Below are 21,460 nucleotides of genomic sequence, written 5' to 3' on the forward strand. Positions count from 1 at the left end.
TGGTCGCTTCTTCGCGTGCGGCGGCGCGCGGGGGGGGGCGGCGGCCGGCCCCCCCCCACCGCCGTGACATCACTCGTCCGGCCCCACGTACACCGGCTGTCCGGCCACCACGGTGCGCAGGCAGGCGGGCAGCGGGGCGCCCGGCGACAGGTCGGGCAGGCCGGGCGTGCCCGAGCGCGGGTCGGTGGACCAGCGGGCCACGCGGTCGTCGGGGGCCTGCACCACCAGATCGGAGGTGCGCCACACGGCGTAGTCCGCGGGTGCGCCGGGCACCAGGACGCCCGCGTCGTCGCGGCCGACGGCGCGCCAGCCGCCCCGGGTGTGGGCGGTGAACGCGGCGCGCACGGAGACGCGGTGCTCGGGTGTGCGGTGGAAGGCGGCGGCGCGGACCGTGCCCCAGGGGTCGAGCGGCGTGACGGGGCTGTCGGAGCCGAAGGCGAGGGGCACGCCGGTGCGCAGGAGGGCCGCGTACGGGTTGAGGGTGCGGGCCCGTTCGGCGCCGAGGCGCTGGGCGTACATGCCGTCCTCGCCGCCCCACAGGGCGTCGAAGGCGGGCTGGACGGACGCGGTGAGCCCGAACTCGGCGAACCCCGCGATCGTCTCGGGGGTGAGCATCTCCGCGTGCTCCACGCGGTGCCTGGCGGCGCGCACGCGGGCCAGGCCGACCTTCTCGGCGGCCAGCCGCAGCCCATCCACCACAGAGCTCACCGCGGCGTCCCCGATGGCGTGGAAGCCCGCCTGGAGGCCCGCGTCGGTGCACGCCACGACGTGGGCGGCGACGGCGGCGGCGTCCAGGTGGGCCGTGCCGGTGTGGGCGGCGTCGGTGTACGGCTCGTGCAGGCAGGCGGTGTGCGAGCCGAGGGCGCCGTCCACGAAGAGGTCGCCGGCGGCGCCGACGGCGCCCAACTCACGGGCGCGGGCCACGCCTTCGTCGCCCTGCTCGGCCCAGTAGCCGAGGACGCGCGGTCCCGGCTCGTCGGCGGCGAGCCGCAGCAGCCCGGTGAAGTCGTCCTCGCCGGAGATCTCGGGCCCCCCGCACTCGTGCACGGAGCCGATGCCGAGCGAGGCGGCGCGCCGCAGGGCCGCGCGCTGGGCCTCGGTGCGCTGCCGGGGCGTGATCGCGGCCAGGGCGGCGGCGCGCACCCCGTGGTGGGCGTCGGCGGTGAGCGGGGCGTCCGGGTGGAAGCCCGCGCGCTCGGTGATGCCGGGCACCAGGTCGAGCAGCGCGGTGCTGGCCACGGCCGAGTGGACGTCGATGCGGGAGAGGTAGAGCGGCCGGCCGCCGGTGGCTTCGTCGAGCTGCACGCGCGTGGGGGGCCGGCCGCCGGGCCAGCGGGCGGCATCCCAGCCGTGGCCGAGCAGGACGGTGTCGTGCGGACGTGCGGCGGTGTGTTCGCGTACGAGAACGAGCGCGTCGTCCAGCGACCGGGCCCCGGACAGGTCCAGGCCCGTCAGGGCGAGGCCGGTGGCCGTGGTGTGCACGTGGGCGTCCGTGAACGCGGGGGTGACCAGGGCACCTTCGAGATCCACGACCTCGTCGACACCGTCGGCGAAGGCGTCCGCGGCGCCCTCGGAGCCGACCCAGGCGACGTGGCCGCGTTCGACGACCATCGCGGTGGCGAACGGATCGGCGGGGCTGTGGACGTCGCCGCCGCGCAGCAGCACGGTGCGGTGGTTCTGGGGGGCCTCGGGGTCCTGGGCGTCGTTCCAGGGGGCGGTGCTCTGGCTCATGGGTCCAGTCTCACCCCTGTGGGCGGGCGCCCGGCGCGGGGGGCACCGGGTACGGCCGTACGTCCGTAGAAAGCGCGTGCGCTCAGAGCTGTGGCGGGCGGGCCTCATAGGGCGTGGAGAGCACGACGGTCGTACGCGTGGAGACACCGGCGAGCGCGCGCAGACGGCTCAGCAGGTGCTCCAGTTCCAGTGGTGTGGCGACGCGCACCTTGAGGATGTAGTTCTCGTCGCCCGCGACGCTGTGGCACGCCTCGATCTCCGGGACGCCGGCGAGGCGTTCGGCGATGTCGTCGGGTGCGCTGGGGTCGAACGGCTTCACCGAGATGAACGCCGTGAGCGGGAGCCCCACGGCCTCGGGGTCGACGACCGCGGCATAGCCGCGGATGACTCCTCGCTGCTCAAGGCGGCGCACCCGCTGATGCACGGCCGACGTGGACAGGCCCGTGGCCTTGCCCAGGTCGGTGTAGCTCGTCCGCCCGTCCTTGACGAGCAGCTGCACGATCTGTCGGTCCAGCTCCTCCATGCGCCGAACCTACAGGGCTCTTGATCCCCCCGGATACCCGAGCGCCCGAAGGGTCCGTGCGGAGGAGCAACTCCCCTGGGCATGTGACGAACACCACACCCCCTTGCCCGTGTCCGATGGGATGCCACGATTACCTCTACGACGGGACGGGAAGTGCTTGCTGTGGTCGAGGCCGCAGCGCCTTGTCGGCCCACCCAAGGGGGAGAGTCCCATGCAGAATTTGAAGCGCCCCGGCAGGTCCACTCGCGCCAAGCAGCAGCAGGTCGCCGAGCCCGAGCCGGAGGGCGTCGAACCGGCTGACGCCCTTCTCGACGCGTACGACACCTTTGAGATGTACCGCGTGAACTGCCCCGACTGCGGGCAGCCGATCGCACTCCTGGCCGACGAGGACGTCCTGCCCGAGCACGCGCTGTGCCCCAATCCGTGGAACCCGTTCGGGCTCACGGTCTGTGGCGGTACCGGCCGCGCCGCCACGGACGCCACACCCACCGACGAGTCGATGGAGGCTCAGGAGCAGGACACCGCCCTGCTGTTGACGCTCCCTCAGGGACTCGACTGGCGGACGAAGCCGTTCTCGCACGCGGGCGGCGCGGACTCGCGCCCCATCCGCGTGCCCGGACAGCAGCGGCCCGCCGCCTGATTCACCAGTAGCTGCCCTGCACCATGGCCGCGAGGCTGCCGTGGTGCAGGATCAGCGTGTCCGCGTCCTCGGGAGCCGCGGGCGCCGCGGCCTCGCCGAAGTGGACCTGGCGGTAGGCGACGCGCAGCATGACGATCGCGTGCCGCAGCGCCGCGTACAGCGTGTAGAAGTCCATGGCCCGCGGGGTGTGGCCGGTGAGCCTCGCGTACGCCTCCTCGACGCGGTCGCGGCGCAGGAAGTCCGGCAGCCCCGGCTGGCCGGAACTCACCGTCAGATCCTGGAAGAAGCGGTGCAGATAGACCGTCCAGCCGAGGTCGACCTCGCGCGGGGCGAGGGCCGCCATCTCCCAGTCGAGGACGGCGGCGGGCTCGAAGCCGTCGTAGACGATGTTGCCGATGCGCGCGTCGCCCCAGTTGAGCACGGGAGCGCCCTCGGTGTGCGGCCACAGTTCCTCAAGGCGGTCGAAGGCGCTCTCGATCAGGGGTGAGCGGGGCAGTCCGCGCACCACCCATGCGTAGTAGGCGCGCTGGGCCCGGACATGGCGGCGCAGCGGGCCGCCCTCGCCGGGCAGTGCGAGGAACCGCGCCTCGCCGACCGGGACCTGGTCGTGCAGCCGGGCCACGATCCGGACCGAAGCCTCCTCCAGGTGCGCGCGTTCGCCGTCCGTCGCGGCGTGCAGCCAGTTTCCCTCGTACGTGTAAGGCATGACGTCCGGCGGGACGCGGCCCTCGACCCGCTCCATGACGAAGAAGGGCGCACCGAGCGGCCCGGGGTCCTTCTCCAGCCACAGCACGCGCGGCACCGGCAGGTCCGTGCGGTCGGCGACGAGCCGCATCGTGCGGTACTGGCGGGGCATGTCGTAGACGGGGAAGATCGTGTACGCCGCCGGGTCGGCCGCCAGCCGTAACGCGCAGGCCCGCAGGGGCGGTTCGGGGTGCTCGACGGTGAAGAGCAGGGTCTCGCTGGACATGCCGTTGGACGCGGGGACGCTCACGTCGACCGCTTCGGCGCCGGGCAGGCGGGTGTCGAGCCAGGCGGTGAGGCGGCGGGCGAGTTCCTCCGGGTCGCGTGTGGTGGTGCGGGGGCGGGGCGCCGATGCCATGTCCGTACTCCTTCCTCCTGCCCGTGTCCTCAGGGCGCCACGGAGTCGAATCCCGTGAAACCGCTCGGGTCGTGGCGGCCGAAGCTGCCGTGCTCGAAGATGCCGTATCCGGTGCGCCCACCCAGGGTGAAGCGCGCGGCGTGGTCGATGACGCCGTACGCGGCCAGGGCGTGGGCCGCGGGGTCCGAGAGGTCGTAGGTGCGCCGGTCGGTCCAGTCGCGGCCGCGCCAGGTGCCGTGCTGCCAGTCGTCGGCGGGCGGATAGCCGGCGCCCACGGCCAGCGGGAGCGAGGCCAGGGTCTCCACGCCGAGCTCCAGGGGCTTGCGGTCGTCGGGGTCGGTGAGGTGGATGACGGCGTGTTCGGGGTGGCGGGTGCCGGAGCGGTAGGTGATGTCGGCCCGGGGCCAGCCGAGTTGGCGGTCGCGCAGGCCGGGGCGGACGAGGGTGGCGTCGTTGAGCGTGCGGTAGCCGTCCGCGTCCTCCTGGGCGATGACCATCAGGAAGCGGTCGTCGAAGCGCACCGGGCACCAGATCCAGTGGAAGCCCTCGGTGGCGAACTCCTCCTCCAGGCGCCCGCGCTCCTCGCCGGGGATGGGCCGCACCCCCCAGCTGCGGTCGCGGGTCGCGGTCCACTCCCCCGCCGCCACGGGTATCTCCGCGCCGCCCGCGCGGATCACTCCGGAGGGGCGGCCCGCCTGGACGAAGCGGCGCCCTTCGAGGGTGAGCCGGGCGCCGCGCCGCTGGATGTGGTGCGGCTCCCACAGGGCGGGGAAGTCGGCGGTCCAGGTGAGGTCGTACGACAGGGCCGCCGGGTCGTCCGGATCGGCGGCGCACCGCAGACGCAGGCGGCGCAGCGGTTCGTCGACGGTGATGCGCAGCGGCCCGACGGAGAGGTTCGTCCGGTCGTCACCGAGGGCGTCGCTGGCGCGTACGGCGTGGAGCGTGTCGCCGGTGCGGAGGGTGGCGTAGGCGTCGATGACACCGGTGTTCGGATAGACGCCGAGGCCGAGGATGAGCAGGGCGTGGCCCGTGTGGTCGAAGAGGTGGAAGATGCACCGGTCGTAGGCGTTGCGGTCGCCCGTCGCGACGTGCTTCATCGACAGGGGGACCTGGTGCACGGGGTACTCGTCGAGCGGTACCGGACGGTCGTCTTCCACGGCAGACCTCCCTGGGCGCACGGCAGTTCAGGGTGGCGGGAGGCGGTGGGCCCTCCGGCGCGGGGATGACGGTACGTCAGTTCGCGGAACGGAGCCATACGCGTGTCGGCCGGGTTCCTGGGCGTCCGCGCGGCCACACCCCAGGACCGTCCGCGCGACCACGCCCCAGGACCGTCCGCGTGACCGTGCTCCGGCGCACGCCGCCCGACACGCGGACGCCGTGGACTGACGCCCTAATCCGCGGGGCGGTGACTTCGGCGCCGCGGTGGGCGTTGGCCCGGCATGACCCCCACGGACATGGGCCCCACGCACGTCCCCACCGCCCATCGGCGGCGCACCCTGGTGACGGTGCCCGCCTCCGCAGAATCGGTTTCCCAGCGGTCTCAGCCGGTCGACCCGCGCCAACAGCCGTATCAGCAGCCGCGCCAGCATCCGTATCAGCAGCCACGCCAGCCCCCCATGCACCAGCCTGCGATGCACCAGGCCGCGGTGCACCCACCCGCGAGGCACCAGGCCCCGGTGCACCAACCCGCGGTGCACCAACCCGCGAGGCACCAGCCCCCGGTGCACCAGCCGCCCCAGCACCAGCCGCCCCAGCACCAGCCAGCTCCACCGCAGGCATACCAGCAGCCACGCCGGCCCCAAACGCACCTGCCACCCCACCCGCAGCCGCCACGCCCCCAGCAGCCCCAGCCCCACGACCCGCCGATCTACCGCGCCCTGCTCCGCCACTGGGCCGACCGCGGCCGGACGCTGCCCGGGCGGCACGACCCGGAGTGGGTCCGGCTCGTGTCGCCGACCGTGTCCCGCGGCCAGTTCAGCGCGTTTCGGGACCCGCGAGGTGACGGGCGATGACCATGCGCTGGATCTGATTGGTGCCCTCGACGATCTGCAGCACCTTCGCCTCGCGCATGAAGCGCTCCACGGGGAAGTCGGCGGTGTAGCCGTAGCCCCCGAGGACCTGCACGGCGTCCGTCGTCACCTTCATCGCGGCGTCCGTGCACAGCAGCTTGGCCATGGCCGCCTGCTTGGCGAACGGCCTGCCCGCGTCGCGCAGCCTGGCCGCCGACAGATAGAGGGCACGGCCCGCCTCGATCTGCGTCGCCATGTCCGCGAGCATGAACCGCAGACCCTGGAAGTCCGCGATCGGCCGGCCGAACTGCCGCCGCTCGGTGGCGTACGCGAGCGCCTCGTCCAGCGCCGCCTGGGCCACGCCGATGGCGCAGGCCGCGATGCCGAGGCGCCCCGAGTCGAGCGCGGAGAGCGCGATGGCGAAGCCCTGGCCCTCGTCCCCGATGCGGCGGGAGTCCGGGACGCGGACACCGTCGAAGTGGATCTGGGCGGTGGGCGAGCCCTTCATGCCCATCTTCTTCTCGGGCGGCGCGGCGCTCAGCCCCTCGGCGTCGCCCGGCACCAGGAAGGCCGTGACGCCTCGGGCGCCCTCGCCGCCGGTGCGGGCCAGCACGGTGTAGAAGTCGGCGACTCCGCCGTGCGTGATCCAGGCCTTGGTACCGTCGACGACCCAGTTGTCGCCGTCCCGCACGGCCTTCGTGCGCAGCGACGCGGCGTCCGATCCCGACGCGGGCTCGGAGAGGCAGTAGGCGCCGAGGAGGCCGCCGCCGAGCATGGCCGGCAGGTGCTCGGTCTGCTGCTCCTTGGTGCCGTACCCGGCGAGCGCGTGGCAGGACAGGGAGTGGACGCTGACGCCGAGGCCGACGGTCAGGCGCGCGGCGGCGAGCTCCTCAAGGACCTGGAGGTACACCTCGTAGGGCTGATCGCCGCCGCCGAATTCGGAGTCGTACGCGAGTCCGAGCAGGCCGGACTCGGAGAGCAGGGTGAAGACCTCGCGCGGGAAGCGGCCGGCTTCCTCTTCCTCGGCCGCCCGCGGGGCGATCTCACGCCGGACGAGGTCCCGGACGAGCGAGAGCAGATCCCTGGCCTCATCCGTGGGCAGCTGACGGTCCACCGGCTGCGGGGCGTGGTCGGGCATGACGCTCTCCTCCCTGTGGGGCTACGGCGGACGCCCGCGCAGGGTGAGGCGGCGACGCCGGAAACAGTGCCGAGCCAGGGTCCTCGTTCCGGGTCACGGAAGCGGCTGACCAGCGGCTGCGGCGCGTTGAGTATGCCCGATCGGCGGCACCCCGTCACTAGTTAACGACCGCTTACTCGAAAGATGTCTCCGGATCGACACGCGCCGCCGAGTTGGTACGAACCATTGCTCCGGGCCGCTTCATGGGCGCGACGGCGCCGGGTAGGACGGCTCGAAGTCCTCGATGACGCGCAGCGTGTCCCCGAGCGTGCGCACGAGCAGTTCGCGGACCGTGTTGCGCGGCAGGCCCCGGTGGGCGATCCAGTCGAGCGTGATGCCCTCGACGCTGCACAGCCAGCCGAGCAGCGCGGTGCGGGCGAGACACGGGATGTCCTTGCGGCCGTACGTCCCTTCGGCGATCGTCCCGATCATCGCCTCCCGCACGCCGTCCCGTATCGCGAGCACCTCGGCGTCGAAGCCGACGCCGCCGCTGACGATCGCGCGGTAGGCCGCCTGGTGGTGCTCGGCGTAGCGCAGATAGCCGTCGATGGTGCGCTGGACGCGCTCCACGGGCGGGAGGTCGTCGTGGCGCCCTGCGCGCGCGACGAGGTCGGCGACGGAGTCCTCGATGATGGCGAGGTAGTAGCCGCGCTTGGACTTGAAGTAGTAGTAGATCAGCCCTTTGGCGACGCCCGCCTGCTTCGCGATGTCGTCCATCGACAGCGCGTCGTAGGACGTGTCGGCGAACAGCTTCCGGCCGGTGGCGATGAGTTCGGCGCGCCGCGCCACGGAGCGGTCGGTGCCGCGCTGTTGACTATTATTCAATTTCGGCCCTAGTCTCCAACTGCCTCGGGATGTCCGCAGTATGGCAGAACCGCGCCACCCGCCGGCCGGCTCCCGCAGGCGCTTCACGCACTCCCCTTACGCACGCTTGACGACGCGGAACGACGTACGGGAGGAAGACAGTGAGCGCAGCACGCGACGCGTTACGCGAGGGCAGAACCTCCTGGAAGAAGACGGCCGTGGTGGCCCTGCCGGCCGTCCTGGCCGTCGGTGTGATGGCCTCCGTGATGGCCGAGGGGGCGCTCGCCGCGTCCTTCGCCGTGTCGGGCACCAGCTTCCAGGTCTCGTCGGGCAAGCTGACCAGCGACGGCTTGTCCTCGTACGTCCAGACGGACCGGGACATCGACGGCAAGGGGCACCCGGTGGCGCTCCTCGGGATCGGTGACGCCACCCTCTCCGACATCTGCCAGGCCGCCGAGGTCAAGACGCCCGTCGGCACCGTCGTCTTCAAGCTGACGGCGGGCGGCGACGCGGGCGAGGTCACCGCCAGCAACCTCATCATCGACGGCGAGGACCTGGTCGGCGACGCCCGTTTCGGCACCGCGCAGATCGGCCGGGACGCCTCGACGCTGGACGCGGTGCCCGGGGTGAAGGGCGAGCGGGGCAAGTTCGGGCTCCAGGCCGGGGACATCACGGTCTCCGGGGTGAAGTCGCACGCCTGGTCGGCGACCGGCGGGAACTTCCGGCTCAAGGGCATGCGGGTCGACGTCAGCCTCGGCGGCAAGAAGTGCTTCTGACCGGCGGCGGCAGAGGCGGCGTCAGACCCTTCCGCAAGGACGGCGGCGGCCCGCTCGACCGGCGGCTGCCCTGGCCCGAGCAGCGGCGGACCGTCCGCAGGTGGCGGCGGACGCGGCCCTTCTGGGGCGGGCTGCTGCTGATCCTCGGCGGCGCCGAGCTGCTGCTCGTGCCGCTCTCCCCGCTGACGGTCCTGGTGAGCCTCGGGCTCGGCGGGATCGCGGCGCTCGGCATCGGGATCGCGCTGGTGGTGGCGGGCCTGTTCCTGTGGTTCCTGCCGCACACGCACCACTACGTGAGTCTCAACGCCCTGATCCTCTCGGTGCTGTCGTTCGCGGCCACGAACCTCGGTGGGTTCCTCGTCGGCATGCTCCTCGGCATCGCGGGCAGCGCCATGGGCTTCGGCTGGACGCCGGTGCCCGAGGACGCCGAGGAGGACCCGGCGCGGCCGAGGGCCCGGGACGGGCAGGGCACGCGGACGCTCGCCGTGCTGCTGCCCGTGGTGATCGTCGCGGGGATCGCGAACGGGAGCCCCGCGAAGGCCGTTCCGCGCGCCGCCCCGGGCGCCGCCGAGTCGATCGTGGCGCCGAGGACCCCGCCGACCGTCACCACCACGCTCTTCGCGCCGCAGGGCTTCACGCTGGCCGGTGTCACCGAGATCCGGACCGCGGACGGCCCGCTGAAGGTCATGGTGCTGCGGATGAGGGCCGCCTCGCTCACCGACTACGAGCTGAGGACACGGGACGGAGGCGAGGAACTCGCCCTGGGGGCGGACACGTTGGACCTGAGCGGCTCGGTCACGCTCTATCTGACCAAGTTCAAGGGGTGCCTCGAAGGTCTCCTCTGCCTGACCTTCACGCCCGACAAGCTGCCGGTGCCGCCCATCATTCCGCCGTTCGTCTTCATGACGGACGTGAGCGCCGAGCAGGCGCTGGTCACCTCGGACTCGATCGTGGCGGGCGGTCTCTCCCTCAGGGCCTCGGCATGAGGGGCGCGACATGATCCAGATCCAGGCCGCCCTCTTCTGGGCGTACGCGGTCGGCGCGACGTTCGCGCTCTCCGCGGGGCGCCAGTTGCAGGTGTGGGAGCGGATCAACGCGGGCGAGGGGCCGCGCACGCGCAGCCGGGCCGCCAATCCGTATCTGGCGCTGACCGCGCTGTTCGCCGCCGTCCTGATGGTGCCGACGGGGCTCTTCCTGCTGTGGCAGAACCCCGCGTGGGCGACCATGCACGTCGCGGACGGCCAAGAGGGCGTGTGGGCGGGGTTCGTGCTCTTCTACGCGGGCGGGATCCCGGTCGCCGCGATCCTCGGTTTCCTCGTGGCGCAGGCGCTGGTGCTCGTGGGGGCGGGCTACTGGGCGTACCTGAACTGCGTGGGCGGGTACTTCCTGCTGTTCGGGACGCTCGTCCACGGCTGGGACGGCCGGGGGTACGAGCGTCTCCTCTCACCCGGCGCCGAGGACTTCGCGGACTGGCGAAGGGACAGTGTCGTCAATCACGTACTGGACTTCCTGACGTCCGGGACGTTCCTCGCGCTGCTGCTCTTCGGGGCCGCGGTGATCGGCACCATGCTGATGACCGAGATCGGCTGGCTCATGGAGGGCTGGTCGCTGCCGGGTGCCGACGAGGACCGCAAGGTGCCGAGGATCCTCGGCATCGCCATCGCGGCCGCCGGCGTCTACGGCCTGCCGTTCGTGGGCGCGCTCTTCGCGAGCGTGCTGGTGCGCCTGGTCGGCGGGTGGCTCGGCCTGCCGCTGTTCGCGGTGGTGGCGGGGCTCACACTCCTGCACGGGCGGTCGCCGGTGCGGTGGCTGTACGGCCTGGTGGGCGTCCCGCACCGGCACTGGCGGGCCGACGCGGACGACACAGGGGGTTACGGGAGCGGGGTCACAGCAGACCGGCCTGCGTGACGAGCATCGCGAGGACGACGACGAGGGTCCAGCCCGCGAGGTGTTCCAGGATGGTGGGCCCGTCTTCCTTGGGGCCGCCGGTGCGGGCGCCCGCGCGGATGGCGGTGGCAGAGGTCGCGGTCATGTCTTCTCGCTGACGTTCGGCTGGCAGTGGGTCTCCCCCACTCGGCCTCTCCACCATGCCAGCCGGACGCGGCCTTGTGGGAGAGAGCTTGGTCACCCACAACTCGGGCGGAGCGCCGTGCGTCCAGGACGGGACACGACGTACGTCCGTGCAGCAGCATCCGACCGAGAGGTTCTTGATGAGCACCAACCGGACGACCCACCGCCGGGCGCGGTTCTCCCTCGTGGCCGCGATCACCGCGGCGGCCGCCCTCACCGCGCCCGTCTCGCAGGCCGCCCCGGCCGCCACCGGGAAGCCGTCGCCGGGCGCGCCCGGCCTCGGCGACCCGATGTTCCCGCTGGACGGGAACGGCGGGTACCGGGTCGACCGCTACTACCTGGACTTCGACTGGCAGGCGCCGAAGACGCCGTTCGAGGCGACGACGACCATCAGGGCCACCTCCACGCAGGCGCTCTCCCGCTTCAACCTGGACTTCGCGGGCAACACCCTGCACGCCGTGACGGTGAACGGCTCGAAGGCCGGCGCGTCCCGTGAGGGCGACGAGCTGACCGTGACGCCCAAGTCCCCGATCCGGGAGGGCGTTTCCTTCACGGTCAAGGTGACCTACACCGCCGACCCGACCCAGACCCGGCACCGCGACGACGCGATCGAGGACTACGGCTGGATACCCACGCCCGACGGCGCGGTGGTCTACCCCCAGCCGAACGGCGCCCGGCTGATCTTCCCGGCCAACGACCACCCGAGTCGGCGCGCGCCGATCACCTTCCGCATCACCACGCCGGGCGACCGCACGGCCGTCGCCAACGGCAAGCTGGTCTCGCGCACCCAGGCCCCCGGCGGCCGGGTGCGCTGGACGTACGACTCTGAGCAGCCGCTCTCCACGCAGCTGGTCCAGCTGGCGGTGGGGAAGTTCGAGCTCGTCGACAGCGAGGGGCCGGGCGGGCTGCCGCTGCGTGACGTCGTCCCGGAGGCCCTGGTCGAGCCGACGGCCGAGTACCGAAAGCTCACCCCCGACCACCTGAAGTGGCTGGAGGAGAGGCTCGGCCCCTACCCCTTCGACCGCTACGGCGTCCTGGTCGGCGACACCGACCTCGGTGTGGCCCTGGAGACGCAGACGCTCTCCCTCGTCCCCAAGGCCGATCTGCTCGGCACGAAGGTCGACGCCGAGCGGAACCTGGTGCACGAGCTGACCCACCAGTGGTTCGGCGACAGCGTGGCCCTCAAGAGCTGGTCGGACCTGTGGGTGAGCGAGGGACACGCCCGCTTCTACGAACGTCTGTACTCCGAGGCGAACGGCGGCGACAGCTTCGAGGCCGCGATGAAGACCGCGTACGCGGCGCACGACCAGTGGCGCGAGGACTTCGGCGCCCCCGCCGAGCCGACCGAGCCCAACCTCTTCAAGCGCATGCGCTACGACGGCTCCGCGCTCGTCCTGTACGCGCTGCGCGAGCAGGTCGGCGACGCGGCGTTCCAGAAGATCGAGCGCGCCTGGGTGAGCGGCTTCAAGGGGCGCGCGGCGAGCACCCAGGACTTCGTCGACCTGGCGTCGAAGGTCGCCGGCGAGGACCTGGAGGGCTTCCTGCGCCCCTGGCTGTACGGCGCGAAGACCCCGCCGATGCCGGGGCACCCGGACTGGGTGGTCGATCCGGTGACGTGAGCGGCCCCTGTCGGGGTCAGAAGTCGTTGTAGCCCCGGGTGTGGTCGTAGATGTCGACCTCCACGATGATCACGGCGTACGTCGTCGCCACGTACTCCACCATGACGTGGTCCTCGCAGACGGAGCGGGTGATCGAGTCCGCGATGTTGGCGAGGTCGGTACCCGGGCCCTCGGGGTCGGCGACGATCCTGTCGACGATGCGCAGGAGCTTCTCGCGGTCGCCGGGCGGTATGTGGTCGCGGAACCGCCCGGCCTGCTCGGTGAACTGCACATGTCGCCTCATCAGGCCGGATTGTAGGGACATGGCCCTCCGGCTCAGCTCAGCGGATCCCTACGGCGGCCAGCGCCTCACGTTGGCGCGCGGAGAGCTTGACGGGAAAGTACAGGTAGCAGACGCCGCCGGTGCCGGAGACGACCCTGCCGGTGGCGTTGTAGCGCTTGGTCCGCAGCCAGATGTTCTCCCACTCGCGCCGCTCGTACACGCGGCGCACCGCCGGGTTGCTCGGCGACGCCGGGTCGTTGGCGATCACGTCACCGTCGGCCGTGAAGCCGATGACCGTCATCAGATGGCCCGCCGTGCCGTACCCGGCGCCCGTCAGCTCCTCCCTGAGGAACGACTGGGACGTTATGGCCGGGATGCCCGCGGCGATCAGCGACTCCAGCTCGGTCAGCGAGGCGAGGCGCGTCACGACGCCCTGGAGGTCCTTGTACGTCGCCGCGTACGCCGCGTTGAAGGGCCAGTTGCCGCAGCCGTCGTACTGGTAGTCGAAGGTGTACCGGGCCGCGTGGCAGACCTGCGGGTCGTCGTAGGAGGGGTCGACCCAGGCCAGGTCCTCGGGCTCCGGCTCGCGCCCCCAGTACTCGATGACCATCTGCGAGGAGGTGGGGCTGCACCAGGCCTCGCCGCCGTTGTCGTACTCCGGGTACTGGCCGATGTGGATGTCCTGCGAGTACCGCGGGACCGCCAGCTCCTTGGCGAGGCCCGGCTCCGAGGCGGGGACCGTGAAGCGGTCGGGGACCGCCGAGGCCATCGCGCCGAGCCGCCAGACGGTGGGGGTCGCGGTGGCGCCGGGCTTGCGGTACAGCGTCAGGCGCAGCTGGTACGAGACGACGTGCGGCCCCGCGTCCGCGTCGTCCACGGAGAGCGTGTCCGTCCAGACCGTCGACTTGCCGTCACTCTGGTCGTCGACCGAGGTCCGCCGGATGTCGGTCTCCTTGTCGTCGCCCGAGGCCCAGCGGCCCATCACGTACCAGGGGCTGTCCGTCCCGTCCGTGTACGTGCCCCGCAGCTCGACCTGGAGCCAGGTCCCGGCGGGGGTGCGCGCGTTCCAGGAGGCGATGAGTTCCGTGGCGGGGGTGGTGGGGCGGTGCGTGGACGAGGTCCACCGGGCGTACTCCCAGGTGGCGGACTTGCCGGTGTGCGGGTCGGTGTAGTCGGTGCGGCCCGCGGGCTTCGCGATCCGCAGGCCGGGGCGTGATCCGGTGACGGCGGTGGTGCCCTCGGCGGTGCCGGTGCGCCAGTCCGCGCACGAGGTCCAGAAGCGGTTGTCCACGAGGCGGTCGGCGCGAGGCGTGCGGCGCGAGCCCGTCGGGGCGCCCGCGGCCAGGGCGGGGGCGGCGGTCGCCGCGAGGGCGGCCACCGCGGCGGCCGTGGCGAGCACGGTTCTGCGGGACATGTCGTCAGCTCGGTCGAAGCGGTCGGCTCTGTCGAAGCGGTCAGCTCGGTCCATCGGGGGACCCCCAGTCGACGTGGTTTCCGGCGGGATCCGGAAGGGGCGGATCAGGTACGGGGAGTGGGCCAGGTGCACGGAAGTGGGCCAACTATGGCCGGTCCCGGCCGACTTCTGCCAGCGCTTCGGGCACCGCCGTGCGCACCAATATTGGCCTCTACCACTGGCATGACCAGCGGCGGCGCGCGGAACACCTGCTTCCGCGGTCGTACGCTTGCCGGTGATGACCCCTGACCCGCGCGCCCCGCAGACCCCGCCGGCCTCGCTCCCCCGTCTCGCGGCCGCCCTGCGCCGCCTGCCGCCCTCCTGCGGCCCGGTCCGGCTGATCGCCGTGGACGGACACGCGGGCTCGGGGAAGTCGACGTTCGCGCGGCGCCTGGCCGAGGCGCTCGGCGGCGCGCCGGTGCTGCGGCTCGACGACATCGCGAGCCACGACGAGCTGTTCGGCTGGACGGAGCGGCTGCGGCGGCAGATCCTCGGACCGCTCTCCCGCGGCGAGACGGCGCGCCACGCCACGTACGACTGGAACGAGCGCCGCTTCGGCCCCGCCGGGGAGACCGTGGAGCCCGCGCCCGTGGTGATCGTCGAGGGGGTCGGCGCGGGCCGCCGCGCCCTGCGGGCGCACCTCGCGGCCCTGCTGTGGATGGACGTGGCGCGTGAGGAGGCGTGGCGGCGGGGGCGCCACCGGGACGGGGTGGTCCAGCGGGACTTCTGGGACGGATGGGAGCCGGCGGAACTCCGGCACTTCGCCGATGACCCGTCCCGGCCCTTCGCCGACCTTTTGGTACGACAGTGCCCAGAGGGATACGTGGTGCTGCCGGGTCCCAGTGGGGCGCCGGTCGGAACCGAAGTCGTCACACACGGTGATGAGTCATCGGCGATCCGCTGAACCCTCGGAAAGCCGTCTCCACTCGACCCGGCGAGTTTTCATGAGTGCCCCAACTCCGCTTGACCGAGGGGCCTTACAGGACTTACGTTCTGAATGTGCGGTCTTTCGAGGCCGCCCGCAGACGCGAAGCCCCCGGTTGTTCCCCCGTGATCGGGGGCTTCGTTCTGCCTTTCGCGCCCGATTTCCGACCGCCACGAGCCGCCATCCGCTCACCCTCGGTCACCATCAGGGCCACTCCTCAGCGGCCTTTCCCGGCCGATCTCCCCGTGCGGCACCCTACGGCCGACCGCTCCCCCGCAGGTACGATGCCTATCGGTGCGCCTTTTCGGACGGCTGCTCTGCGCGCCGAATCAACTCCCGTCCGCAGCACGGCGGTTCAGCGAAGTGGCCGGCGGGCACCGGCCCGGTGGTACGCAAACGGGGGCACGGTTTGTGGGGGACGTGATGGACTTCGACGCGGTGGGCTCACCCGCCCCGGCCGACCTCGCCTGGCTGAGGGGCGTCGACGCCTACACGATGGGCGCCTATCCACAGGCGGAGGAGGAGTTCCGTACGGCGGTCCGGATGGATCCCGGGATGGCCGACGGCTGGCTCGGGCTGCACGCGCTGCGCATCGACACGACGACGGCGCTGCTGCGGATGTTCCAGCACCGGGACCGGTTCGGGGAGCAGCGGGCACGGCACAGGCGCACCCTCAACTCCTGGTACTGGCTGGGCTGGTGGGTCCAGCCCGTCCTGGAGAGCGCACGCGATCTGCTGCTCGCGCACGCCTCGCACTGGCTGGACGGCCGCCACGTCCCCGAGCTCGACCGGGCCCTCGCGGGTCTGCCGCCCGTCGACGCGGACCCCCAGGTGCGCTTCCTGCACGCCTGCCGCTCCTACCTGGTCAAGGACTGGGAGCAGCTGGTGCGGCACACGGACCCGGTGATCGACGACCCGATGCTGGGCATCGAGGCCGGCCTCTTCGGCGGCATGGCCCGGGTGCGCCTGGAGATGTACGGGCAGGCGGAGCCGCTGCTGTCCGCCGCCCTGATGCGGTGCCGCAGCGAGCAGCCCCAGCGCAAGGAGCTGCGCTACTGGCTGGCCCGCGCGCACGAGGGCACCGGACGCTCGGCCGCGGCCCTGCCCCTGTACCGGGCGGTGCACCGGGTCGACTCCTCCTTCATGGACACCTCCGCGCGGCTCGCGGCGATCGCCGAGGGCGACGGCTACGACGAGGCGGCCGACCTGGCCGCCGCGATCAGCCTGGCCGGCGGGGGCCAGGACGCACTGGAGGGGCCCGACGGGATCGACGTCCTGTTCGGCGCCGAGGGCCGCGACGTGAAGGTCACCGACCCCGAACCGCCGACGGGCGGCGGCCCGGCCGGACCCGACGGCCCGCCCGGACAGAACGGGCCGCCCGGGCAGAACGGCTCCACGGGGCCCTCCGAGGCCGACACCGTCCGCGAGAAGGCGGTCATCCCGATCAAGCCGGGCCCCTCGCAGCTGCCGCCGGGTCCCACCGACCCCGCGCTGCTGGAGGCGGCGCTCTCCGAACTGGAGGGCATGGTGGGCCTGGAGCCGGTGAAGCGCCAGGTCAAGGCGCTCTCCGCACAGTTGCACATGGCGCGCCTGCGGGCCGCGCAGGGCCTTCCCGTGCAGCCGCCGAAACGACACTTCGTCTTCTCCGGCCCCTCGGGCACCGGCAAGACCACCGTGGCCCGCATCCTCGGCCGGGTCTTCTACGCGCTCGGGCTGCTCGGCGGCGACCACCTGGTGGAGGCGCAACGCGCCGACCTGGTCGGCGAGTACCTCGGCCAGACCGCCGTGAAGGCCAACGAACTGATCGACTCGGCGATCGGCGGCGTCCTCTTCGTCGACGAGGCGTACTCCCTCTCCAACTCCGGCTACGGCAAGGGCGACGCGTACGGCGACGAGGCCCTCCAGGTCCTCCTCAAGCGCGCCGAGGACAACCGCGACCACCTCGTCGTGATCCTCGCGGGCTACCCCGAGGGCATGGACCGGCTGCTCGCCGCGAACCCCGGACTGTCCTCGCGCTTCACGACGCGCGTCGACTTCCCCTCGTACCGCCCTCTCGAACTGACCGCCATCGGCGAGGTGCTGGCCGCCGACAACGGCGACGTATGGGACGAGGAGGCGCTCGAAGAGCTGCGCTCCATCAGCGGGCACGTCGTCGACCAGGCATGGATCGACGAGCTGGGCAACGGCCGCTTCCTGCGCACCCTCTACGAGAAGAGCTGCGCCTACCGCGATCTGCGGCTCTCCGGATACCCGGGCGAGCCGGGCCGCGACGACCTGTCGACGCTGCGGCTCCCTGATCTGATGCAAGCGTACGGAGAGGTGCTCTCGGGGCGGGGGCCGCAGGACACGCCGGGGATCTGAGCCCCGGGCGCGGCCCGCGTCCCATCGGTCATCCCACGAGGGCGCCGTCCAGGGTTTCGCGGGCGCCCTCGGGCTCCTGGGCCCTGCGGGGCACCGCGACCCGGTGCGCCGGGTCGCGGACCTCGCCGACCAGGAGTTCAAGGACGTCCTCCAGGGCGACCAGGCCGAGCACCTTGCCCGAGGCGTCGGCGACCTGCGCCAGGTGCGTCGCGGCGCGGCGCATCACGGTCAGGGCGTCGTCGAGCGGGAGCTCCGCCCGCAGCGTCGTCATCGGGCGCCAGACCTGCTGCGGCACGGCCCGGTCGGTCTCCTCCAGATCCAGTACGTCCTTGACGTGGAGGTAGCCCATGAAGGCGCCGTTCTCCGCGCGGATCGGGAAGCGGGAGTAGCCGGTGCGCCCGGTCAGCCCGATGACCTGGCCCGGGGTGACCGCGGCGTCCACCGTCACCAGCGACGCGCGGTCGAGCAGCACGTCCGTCACCGGGCGCGAGCCCAGCTCCAGGGCGTCCTCCAGGCGCTCCTGCTCCTCGGGGCCGAGCAGACCCGCCTGGCCGGAGTCCTCCACGAGGCGGTTGAGCTGCTCGCTGGTGAAGACCGCCTCGACCTCGTCCTTGGGCTCCACCCCGAAGAGCTTGAGGACGACCCGCGCGCACGCCCCGAGCGCCACCGTCACCGGCCGGCACAGGCGGGCGAAGGCGACCAGGCCAGGACTGAACCAGAGCGCGGTCTTCTCAGGGGCCGCCATCGCGAGGTTCTTCGGGAGCATCTCGCCGATGACGAGGTGCAGGAAGACGACGACGGCGAGCGCGATCACATAGCCGAGGGGGTGGATCATGCCCTCGGGAAGGTGGACCGCGTGGAAGAGCGGCTCCAGGAGACGCGCGACGGTCGGCTCGGCGACGGCGCCGAGCGTCAGCGAGCAGACGGTGATGCCGAACTGGGCGGCCGCCATCATCTGCGGCAGGTGTTCGAGGCCGTAGAGGACCTGGCGGGCCCGCTTGGAGTCCAGGGGCTCGATCTGGCTGCGGCGCACGGAGACGAGCGCGAACTCGGCGCCGACGAAGAAGCCGTTGGCGAGCACCAGCAGGAGGGCGAAGAGGAGTTGCAGCAGACTCATCGGAGTGCCTCCGCGGCTACGGGGGCCGGGGCCTCCGCCGTTCTGACGGTTTTGACGATCCTGACGCGCTCGGCGCGGTAGTGCCCGACCTGCCGGACCGCGAGCCGCCAGCCCGGCAGTTCCGCCCGGTCGCCGGGGGCCGGGATGCGGCCGAGCAGGTCGGCGACCAGGCCCGCCACGGTCTCGTAAGGGCCCTCGGGCACATCGAGCCCGATGCGCCGGAGCGTGTCGACGCGGCAGCTGCCGTCGGCGTCCCACGCGGGCCTGCCGTCCTCGGACGGCGCCGCGCACAGCTCGGGCACATCGAGCAGGTCGTGCTCGTCGCGCACCTCGCCGACGAGCTCCTCGACGATGTCCTCCAGGGTGACCACCCCCGCCGTGCCGCCGTACTCGTCGACGACGACGGCGATCGGCTGCTCGCTGCGCAGCCGCCCCAGGAGGGGCTGCACGGGCAGCGTCTCGGGGACCAGGAGCGGGGACCGCGCGATGCGGCTCACCGGGGTGCGCAGCCGGTCGTGCGCGGGCACCGCGAGGGCGTCCTTGAGGTGCACCATGCCGACGATCTCGTCGATCCGCTCGCGGTAGACCGGGAAGCGGGAGAGGCCGGTGGCGCGCGTCAGGTTCACCACGTCCTCGGCGGTCGCCGACGACTGCAGCGCGCTGACCTTCACGCGCGGCGTCATCACGTGCTGCGCGGTCAGCTCGCCGAGGGAGAGCGTGCGTACGAACAGGTCGGCCGTGTCCTGTTCCAGGGCGCCGGCGAGCGCCGAGTGCCGGGCCAGGGAGACCAGTTCGCCGGGGGTGCGGGCCGAGGCCAGCTCCTCGGTGGGCTCGACGCCGAGGGCGCGCACCAGACGGTTGGCCACCGCGTTCAGGAGGGCGATCACGGGCCTCAGCAGCCGCGAGAAGGCGTGCTGCGGGCCCGCGACGAACCGCGCGACCTGCAGCGGCCTGGAGACCGCCCAGTTCTTGGGCACCAGCTCACCGATGACCATCTGCACCGCGGACGCGAGCAGCATGCCGACGACCACGGAGACACCGCCGACGGCGCCTTCGGGGACACCGATCGCCGTGAACGGGCCCGCGAGCAGGTGCGCGAGGGCCGGTTCGGCGAGCATGCCGACGACGAGCGAGGTGATGGTGATGCCGAGCTGGGTGCCGGAGAGCTGGAAGGACAGCTCCTTGAGGGCACTGACGACCGTACGGGCGCGGCGGTCGCCGTCGGCCGCGGCCTTCTCCGCGTCGGGCCGCTCCACGGTGACGAGGCCGAACTCGGCCGCCACGAAGAAGCCGTTGGCGAGAATCAGCAGGAATGCCGCCCCGAGGAGCAGGAGGGGGACTGTCATGCCGCCGCCTCCCAGGTCGTACGGGTCCCGGTATGTCGGGAGGGGGCGGCGCAGGTACTACAGGACGATCCGTCCATCGCCGGAGGGAGTCACTCCTCGGATAGCAGGAGCCCCTGTGGGCCGGGCGGGCCCGTCAGGGGCGGGGCGGCACACCTTGCGTACCCCGCCCCCAGATTAATCAAGACCCGACGCGGAACGTCAGTCCCCCAGCGCCGAACGGGCGTCCACGAGTGCACGCAGGGCCCGGGAGTCGGCGATGGCCTGCTGCCGGGCGATGCCGGGCTGGATGCCAAGGACGGGCAGGCTGGTGCCGTCGCTGAGGTTCAGGAACACCCAGGGGTCGCCGGGGCGGAGGGTGACCTGGACGATCTCGGCCCAGGCCAGACGGCGGCCGGTCACGATGTTGACGACGGTCACGCCGGACTCGTCGGCGACGACCCTGGGCCTGCTGAGCAGGGCGAGCACGCCGAAGAGCAGCGCGCCGGTGAAGACGAAGCTGGTCCGCTCCCCCGGGCTGAGCTTGGGCAGCAGCAGGGCGATCACCGTGAGGACGACGAACAGCACGGCCCCCGCGGTGAGCAGGACGGCCCGGGTCCGCTGCGGCCGGAAGGTGACAGGAAGCTCGGGAAGGTCAGACATGAGGTGCGTGCTCCGGCCTGTTCAGAGACGGCAGGCGTGGATGGCGGTGGTCAGGATGGCCCGCGCGCCGAGGGCGTACAGGTCGTCCATGACGCGCTGCGACTCCTTGGCGGGGACCATGGAGCGCACGGCCACCCAGCCTTCGTTGTGCAGCGGGGAGATGGTCGGCGATTCGAGGCCCGGGGTGAGGGCGACGGCCTGCTCCAGGTGCTCGGCGCGGCAGTCGTAGTCCATCATCACGTACGACCGGGCGACCAGGACGCCCTGGAGACGGCGCAGGAACTGCTGCACCTTCGTGTCGTCGCCGTCGGCGCCGGCGCGCCGGATGACGACCGCCTCGGACTTCATGATCGGCTCGCCGAAGACCTCGAGGCCCGCGTTGCGCAGGGAGGTGCCGGTCTCCACGACGTCCGCGATGACCTGGGCGACGCCCAGCTCGATGGCGGTCTCGACGGCGCCGTCGAGGTGGACGACGGAGGCGTCGACGCCGTGGTCCGCGAGGTGCTTGGCGACGATGCCCTCGTAGGAGGTGGCGACCGTCTTGCCGGCGAGGTCCTCGATGGTGCTGGCCGTGCCCGGCTTCGCGGCGAAGCGGAAGGTGGAGCGGGCGAAGCCGAGCGGCAGGATCACCTCGGCGTTGGCACCGGAGTCGACCAGCAGGTCCTGGCCGGTGATGCCGATGTCGAGCTTGCCGCCCGAGACGTAGATGGCGATGTCCTTGGGGCGCAGGTAGAAGAACTCGACCTCGTTCTCGGGGTCGACGAGGACGAGTTCCTTGGACTCCTTGCGCTGCTGGTATCCGGCCTCATGGAGCATCGCCGACGCAGGTCCGGACAGTGAACCCTTGTTGGGCACGGCGATGCGCAGCATGAGGTCGGATTCCTTTGCTTGGTAGGTGGGTCGAGC

General features: G+C 72.3%; 21 protein-coding genes. 8 read left to right on the forward strand and 13 right to left on the reverse strand.

Annotated elements, in window-relative coordinates:
* Nucleotides 1-69: 69 nt before the first annotated feature.
* Both ACWDVB_RS34165 and ACWDVB_RS34170 read right to left on the reverse strand, forming a co-directional pair.
* Entirely contained in the window at nt 70-1,731 is a 1,662-nt protein-coding gene (locus ACWDVB_RS34165; RefSeq protein ID WP_451612019.1) for an amidohydrolase, read from the reverse strand.
* An 82-nt stretch (nt 1,732-1,813) separates the two neighbouring features.
* Nucleotides 1,814-2,254: an Lrp/AsnC family transcriptional regulator gene (locus tag ACWDVB_RS34170; RefSeq protein WP_451518538.1), complete on the reverse strand. Its 441-nt coding sequence runs from the start codon at nt 2,252-2,254 to the stop codon at nt 1,814-1,816.
* A gap of 211 nt (nt 2,255-2,465) precedes the next feature.
* Here ACWDVB_RS34170 and ACWDVB_RS34175 point away from each other — a divergent pair, with 211 nt between their 5' ends.
* Nucleotides 2,466-2,894, forward strand: coding sequence for a hypothetical protein (locus ACWDVB_RS34175; RefSeq protein ID WP_451518539.1), 429 nt, complete (start codon nt 2,466-2,468; stop codon nt 2,892-2,894).
* Nucleotide 2,895: 1 nt separating this feature from the next.
* On the opposite strand, the gene ACWDVB_RS34180 is transcribed toward ACWDVB_RS34175, so the two are convergent.
* Nucleotides 2,896-3,996: a phosphotransferase family protein gene (locus ACWDVB_RS34180; protein ID WP_451518540.1), complete on the reverse strand. Its 1,101-nt coding sequence runs from the start codon at nt 3,994-3,996 to the stop codon at nt 2,896-2,898.
* A 29-nt stretch (nt 3,997-4,025) separates the two neighbouring features.
* Nucleotides 4,026-5,153: a hypothetical protein gene (locus tag ACWDVB_RS34185; RefSeq protein WP_451518541.1), complete on the reverse strand. Its 1,128-nt coding sequence runs from the start codon at nt 5,151-5,153 to the stop codon at nt 4,026-4,028.
* Between the two features lie 651 nt (nt 5,154-5,804).
* On the opposite strand from ACWDVB_RS34185, the gene ACWDVB_RS34190 reads away from it, so the two are divergent.
* Nucleotides 5,805-6,008: a hypothetical protein gene (locus tag ACWDVB_RS34190; protein ID WP_451518577.1), complete on the forward strand. Its 204-nt coding sequence runs from the start codon at nt 5,805-5,807 to the stop codon at nt 6,006-6,008.
* Here the strand turns inward: ACWDVB_RS34190 and ACWDVB_RS34195 are convergent.
* Both ACWDVB_RS34195 and ACWDVB_RS34200 read right to left on the reverse strand, forming a co-directional pair.
* The gene (locus ACWDVB_RS34195; protein ID WP_451518542.1) at nt 5,971-7,143 is read right to left on the reverse strand and encodes an acyl-CoA dehydrogenase family protein; all 1,173 of its coding nucleotides are present in this window, start codon (nt 7,141-7,143) and stop codon (nt 5,971-5,973) included. The genes ACWDVB_RS34190 and ACWDVB_RS34195 overlap by 38 nt on opposite strands.
* A 240-nt stretch (nt 7,144-7,383) precedes the next feature.
* A complete protein-coding gene (locus tag ACWDVB_RS34200) occupies nt 7,384-8,007 on the reverse strand; it encodes a TetR/AcrR family transcriptional regulator (protein WP_451518543.1) in 624 nt (207 codons plus the stop codon).
* A gap of 140 nt (nt 8,008-8,147) precedes the next feature.
* Here ACWDVB_RS34200 and ACWDVB_RS34205 point away from each other — a divergent pair, with 140 nt between their 5' ends.
* Genes ACWDVB_RS34205 through ACWDVB_RS34215 form a run of 3 tightly spaced genes read left to right on the forward strand, consistent with a single transcriptional unit; the run spans nt 8,148 to nt 10,670 of the window.
* Nucleotides 8,148-8,762 carry a DUF6230 family protein gene (locus ACWDVB_RS34205; RefSeq protein ID WP_451518544.1) on the forward strand — a complete coding sequence of 205 codons (615 nt, stop codon included), beginning with the start codon at nt 8,148-8,150 and terminating at the stop codon, nt 8,760-8,762.
* Entirely contained in the window at nt 8,753-9,748 is a 996-nt protein-coding gene (locus tag ACWDVB_RS34210) for a DUF6114 domain-containing protein (RefSeq protein WP_451518545.1), read from the forward strand. The genes ACWDVB_RS34205 and ACWDVB_RS34210 overlap by 10 nt, the downstream gene beginning before the upstream one ends.
* A gap of 10 nt (nt 9,749-9,758) precedes the next feature.
* Nucleotides 9,759-10,670, forward strand: coding sequence for a hypothetical protein (locus tag ACWDVB_RS34215; RefSeq protein ID WP_451518546.1), 912 nt, complete (start codon nt 9,759-9,761; stop codon nt 10,668-10,670).
* On the opposite strand, the gene ACWDVB_RS34220 is transcribed toward ACWDVB_RS34215, so the two are convergent.
* Nucleotides 10,648-10,794 carry an SCO1431 family membrane protein gene (locus tag ACWDVB_RS34220; protein ID WP_451518547.1) on the reverse strand — a complete coding sequence of 49 codons (147 nt, stop codon included), beginning with the start codon at nt 10,792-10,794 and terminating at the stop codon, nt 10,648-10,650. The genes ACWDVB_RS34215 and ACWDVB_RS34220 overlap by 23 nt on opposite strands.
* Nucleotides 10,795-10,972: 178 nt before the next feature.
* Between ACWDVB_RS34220 and ACWDVB_RS34225 the strand changes: the two genes are divergently transcribed.
* Nucleotides 10,973-12,451, forward strand: a complete 1,479-nt coding sequence (locus tag ACWDVB_RS34225) for a M1 family metallopeptidase (protein WP_451518548.1) — start codon at nt 10,973-10,975, stop codon at nt 12,449-12,451.
* 16 nt (nt 12,452-12,467) lie between these two features.
* Here the strand turns inward: ACWDVB_RS34225 and ACWDVB_RS34230 are convergent, their stop codons facing one another.
* A complete protein-coding gene (locus tag ACWDVB_RS34230; protein ID WP_451518549.1) occupies nt 12,468-12,734 on the reverse strand; it encodes a hypothetical protein in 267 nt (88 codons plus the stop codon).
* Nucleotides 12,735-12,771: 37 nt separating this feature from the next.
* Entirely contained in the window at nt 12,772-14,181 is a 1,410-nt protein-coding gene (locus tag ACWDVB_RS34235) for a peptidase C39 family protein (protein ID WP_451518550.1), read from the reverse strand.
* A 223-nt stretch (nt 14,182-14,404) separates the two neighbouring features.
* Here ACWDVB_RS34235 and ACWDVB_RS34240 point away from each other — a divergent pair, with 223 nt between their 5' ends.
* On the forward strand, nt 14,405-15,070 hold the full coding sequence (locus ACWDVB_RS34240) for a uridine kinase family protein (protein WP_451518551.1): 666 nt from the start codon (nt 14,405-14,407) through the stop codon (nt 15,068-15,070).
* A gap of 444 nt (nt 15,071-15,514) precedes the next feature.
* On the forward strand, nt 15,515-17,452 hold the full coding sequence (locus ACWDVB_RS34245; RefSeq protein WP_451518552.1) for an AAA family ATPase: 1,938 nt from the start codon (nt 15,515-15,517) through the stop codon (nt 17,450-17,452).
* A gap of 28 nt (nt 17,453-17,480) precedes the next feature.
* Here ACWDVB_RS34245 and ACWDVB_RS34250 read toward each other — a convergent pair whose 3' ends face one another.
* The 4 genes from ACWDVB_RS34250 to hisG form a co-directional block, all read right to left on the reverse strand.
* A complete protein-coding gene (locus ACWDVB_RS34250) occupies nt 17,481-18,569 on the reverse strand; it encodes a hemolysin family protein (protein WP_451518553.1) in 1,089 nt (362 codons plus the stop codon).
* Nucleotides 18,566-19,915, reverse strand: a complete 1,350-nt coding sequence (locus ACWDVB_RS34255; RefSeq protein WP_451518554.1) for a hemolysin family protein — start codon at nt 19,913-19,915, stop codon at nt 18,566-18,568. Before ACWDVB_RS34255 ends, ACWDVB_RS34250 begins: the two co-directional genes overlap by 4 nt.
* A gap of 198 nt (nt 19,916-20,113) precedes the next feature.
* Nucleotides 20,114-20,554 (reverse strand): PH domain-containing protein, encoded by a 441-nt coding sequence (locus ACWDVB_RS34260; protein WP_451518555.1) that lies wholly within the window; start codon nt 20,552-20,554, stop codon nt 20,114-20,116.
* 21 nt (nt 20,555-20,575) lie between these two features.
* Entirely contained in the window at nt 20,576-21,424 is an 849-nt protein-coding gene (gene hisG / locus ACWDVB_RS34265) for an ATP phosphoribosyltransferase (RefSeq protein WP_451518556.1), read from the reverse strand.
* Nucleotides 21,425-21,460: the final 36 nt, after the last annotated feature.

Source organism: Streptomyces sp. NPDC003379, from assembly GCF_053589195.1.

Bases quoted from the DNA above. Each gene is read 5' to 3' on its own strand.
- ACWDVB_RS34260 (WP_451518555.1), bottom strand. From the start codon at position 20,554: ATGTCTGACCTTCCCGAGCTTCCTGTCACCTTCCGGCCGCAGCGGACC.
- ACWDVB_RS34180 (WP_451518540.1), bottom strand. From the start codon at position 3,996: ATGGCATCGGCGCCCCGCCCCCGCACCACCACACGCGACCCGGAGGAA.
- ACWDVB_RS34195 (WP_451518542.1), bottom strand. From the start codon at position 7,143: ATGCCCGACCACGCCCCGCAGCCGGTGGACCGTCAGCTGCCCACGGAT.
- ACWDVB_RS34245 (WP_451518552.1), top strand. From the start codon at position 15,515: ATGGACTTCGACGCGGTGGGCTCACCCGCCCCGGCCGACCTCGCCTGG.
- hisG (WP_451518556.1), bottom strand. From the start codon at position 21,424: ATGCTGCGCATCGCCGTGCCCAACAAGGGTTCACTGTCCGGACCTGCG.
- ACWDVB_RS34235 (WP_451518550.1), bottom strand. From the start codon at position 14,181: ATGGACCGAGCTGACCGCTTCGACAGAGCCGACCGCTTCGACCGAGCT.
- ACWDVB_RS34225 (WP_451518548.1), top strand. From the start codon at position 10,973: ATGAGCACCAACCGGACGACCCACCGCCGGGCGCGGTTCTCCCTCGTG.
- ACWDVB_RS34255 (WP_451518554.1), bottom strand. From the start codon at position 19,915: ATGACAGTCCCCCTCCTGCTCCTCGGGGCGGCATTCCTGCTGATTCTC.
- ACWDVB_RS34170 (WP_451518538.1), bottom strand. From the start codon at position 2,254: ATGGAGGAGCTGGACCGACAGATCGTGCAGCTGCTCGTCAAGGACGGG.
- ACWDVB_RS34165 (WP_451612019.1), bottom strand. From the start codon at position 1,731: ATGAGCCAGAGCACCGCCCCCTGGAACGACGCCCAGGACCCCGAGGCC.
- ACWDVB_RS34250 (WP_451518553.1), bottom strand. From the start codon at position 18,569: ATGAGTCTGCTGCAACTCCTCTTCGCCCTCCTGCTGGTGCTCGCCAAC.
- ACWDVB_RS34240 (WP_451518551.1), top strand. From the start codon at position 14,405: ATGACCCCTGACCCGCGCGCCCCGCAGACCCCGCCGGCCTCGCTCCCC.
- ACWDVB_RS34215 (WP_451518546.1), top strand. From the start codon at position 9,759: ATGATCCAGATCCAGGCCGCCCTCTTCTGGGCGTACGCGGTCGGCGCG.
- ACWDVB_RS34230 (WP_451518549.1), bottom strand. From the start codon at position 12,734: ATGAGGCGACATGTGCAGTTCACCGAGCAGGCCGGGCGGTTCCGCGAC.
- ACWDVB_RS34220 (WP_451518547.1), bottom strand. From the start codon at position 10,794: ATGACCGCGACCTCTGCCACCGCCATCCGCGCGGGCGCCCGCACCGGC.
- ACWDVB_RS34175 (WP_451518539.1), top strand. From the start codon at position 2,466: ATGCAGAATTTGAAGCGCCCCGGCAGGTCCACTCGCGCCAAGCAGCAG.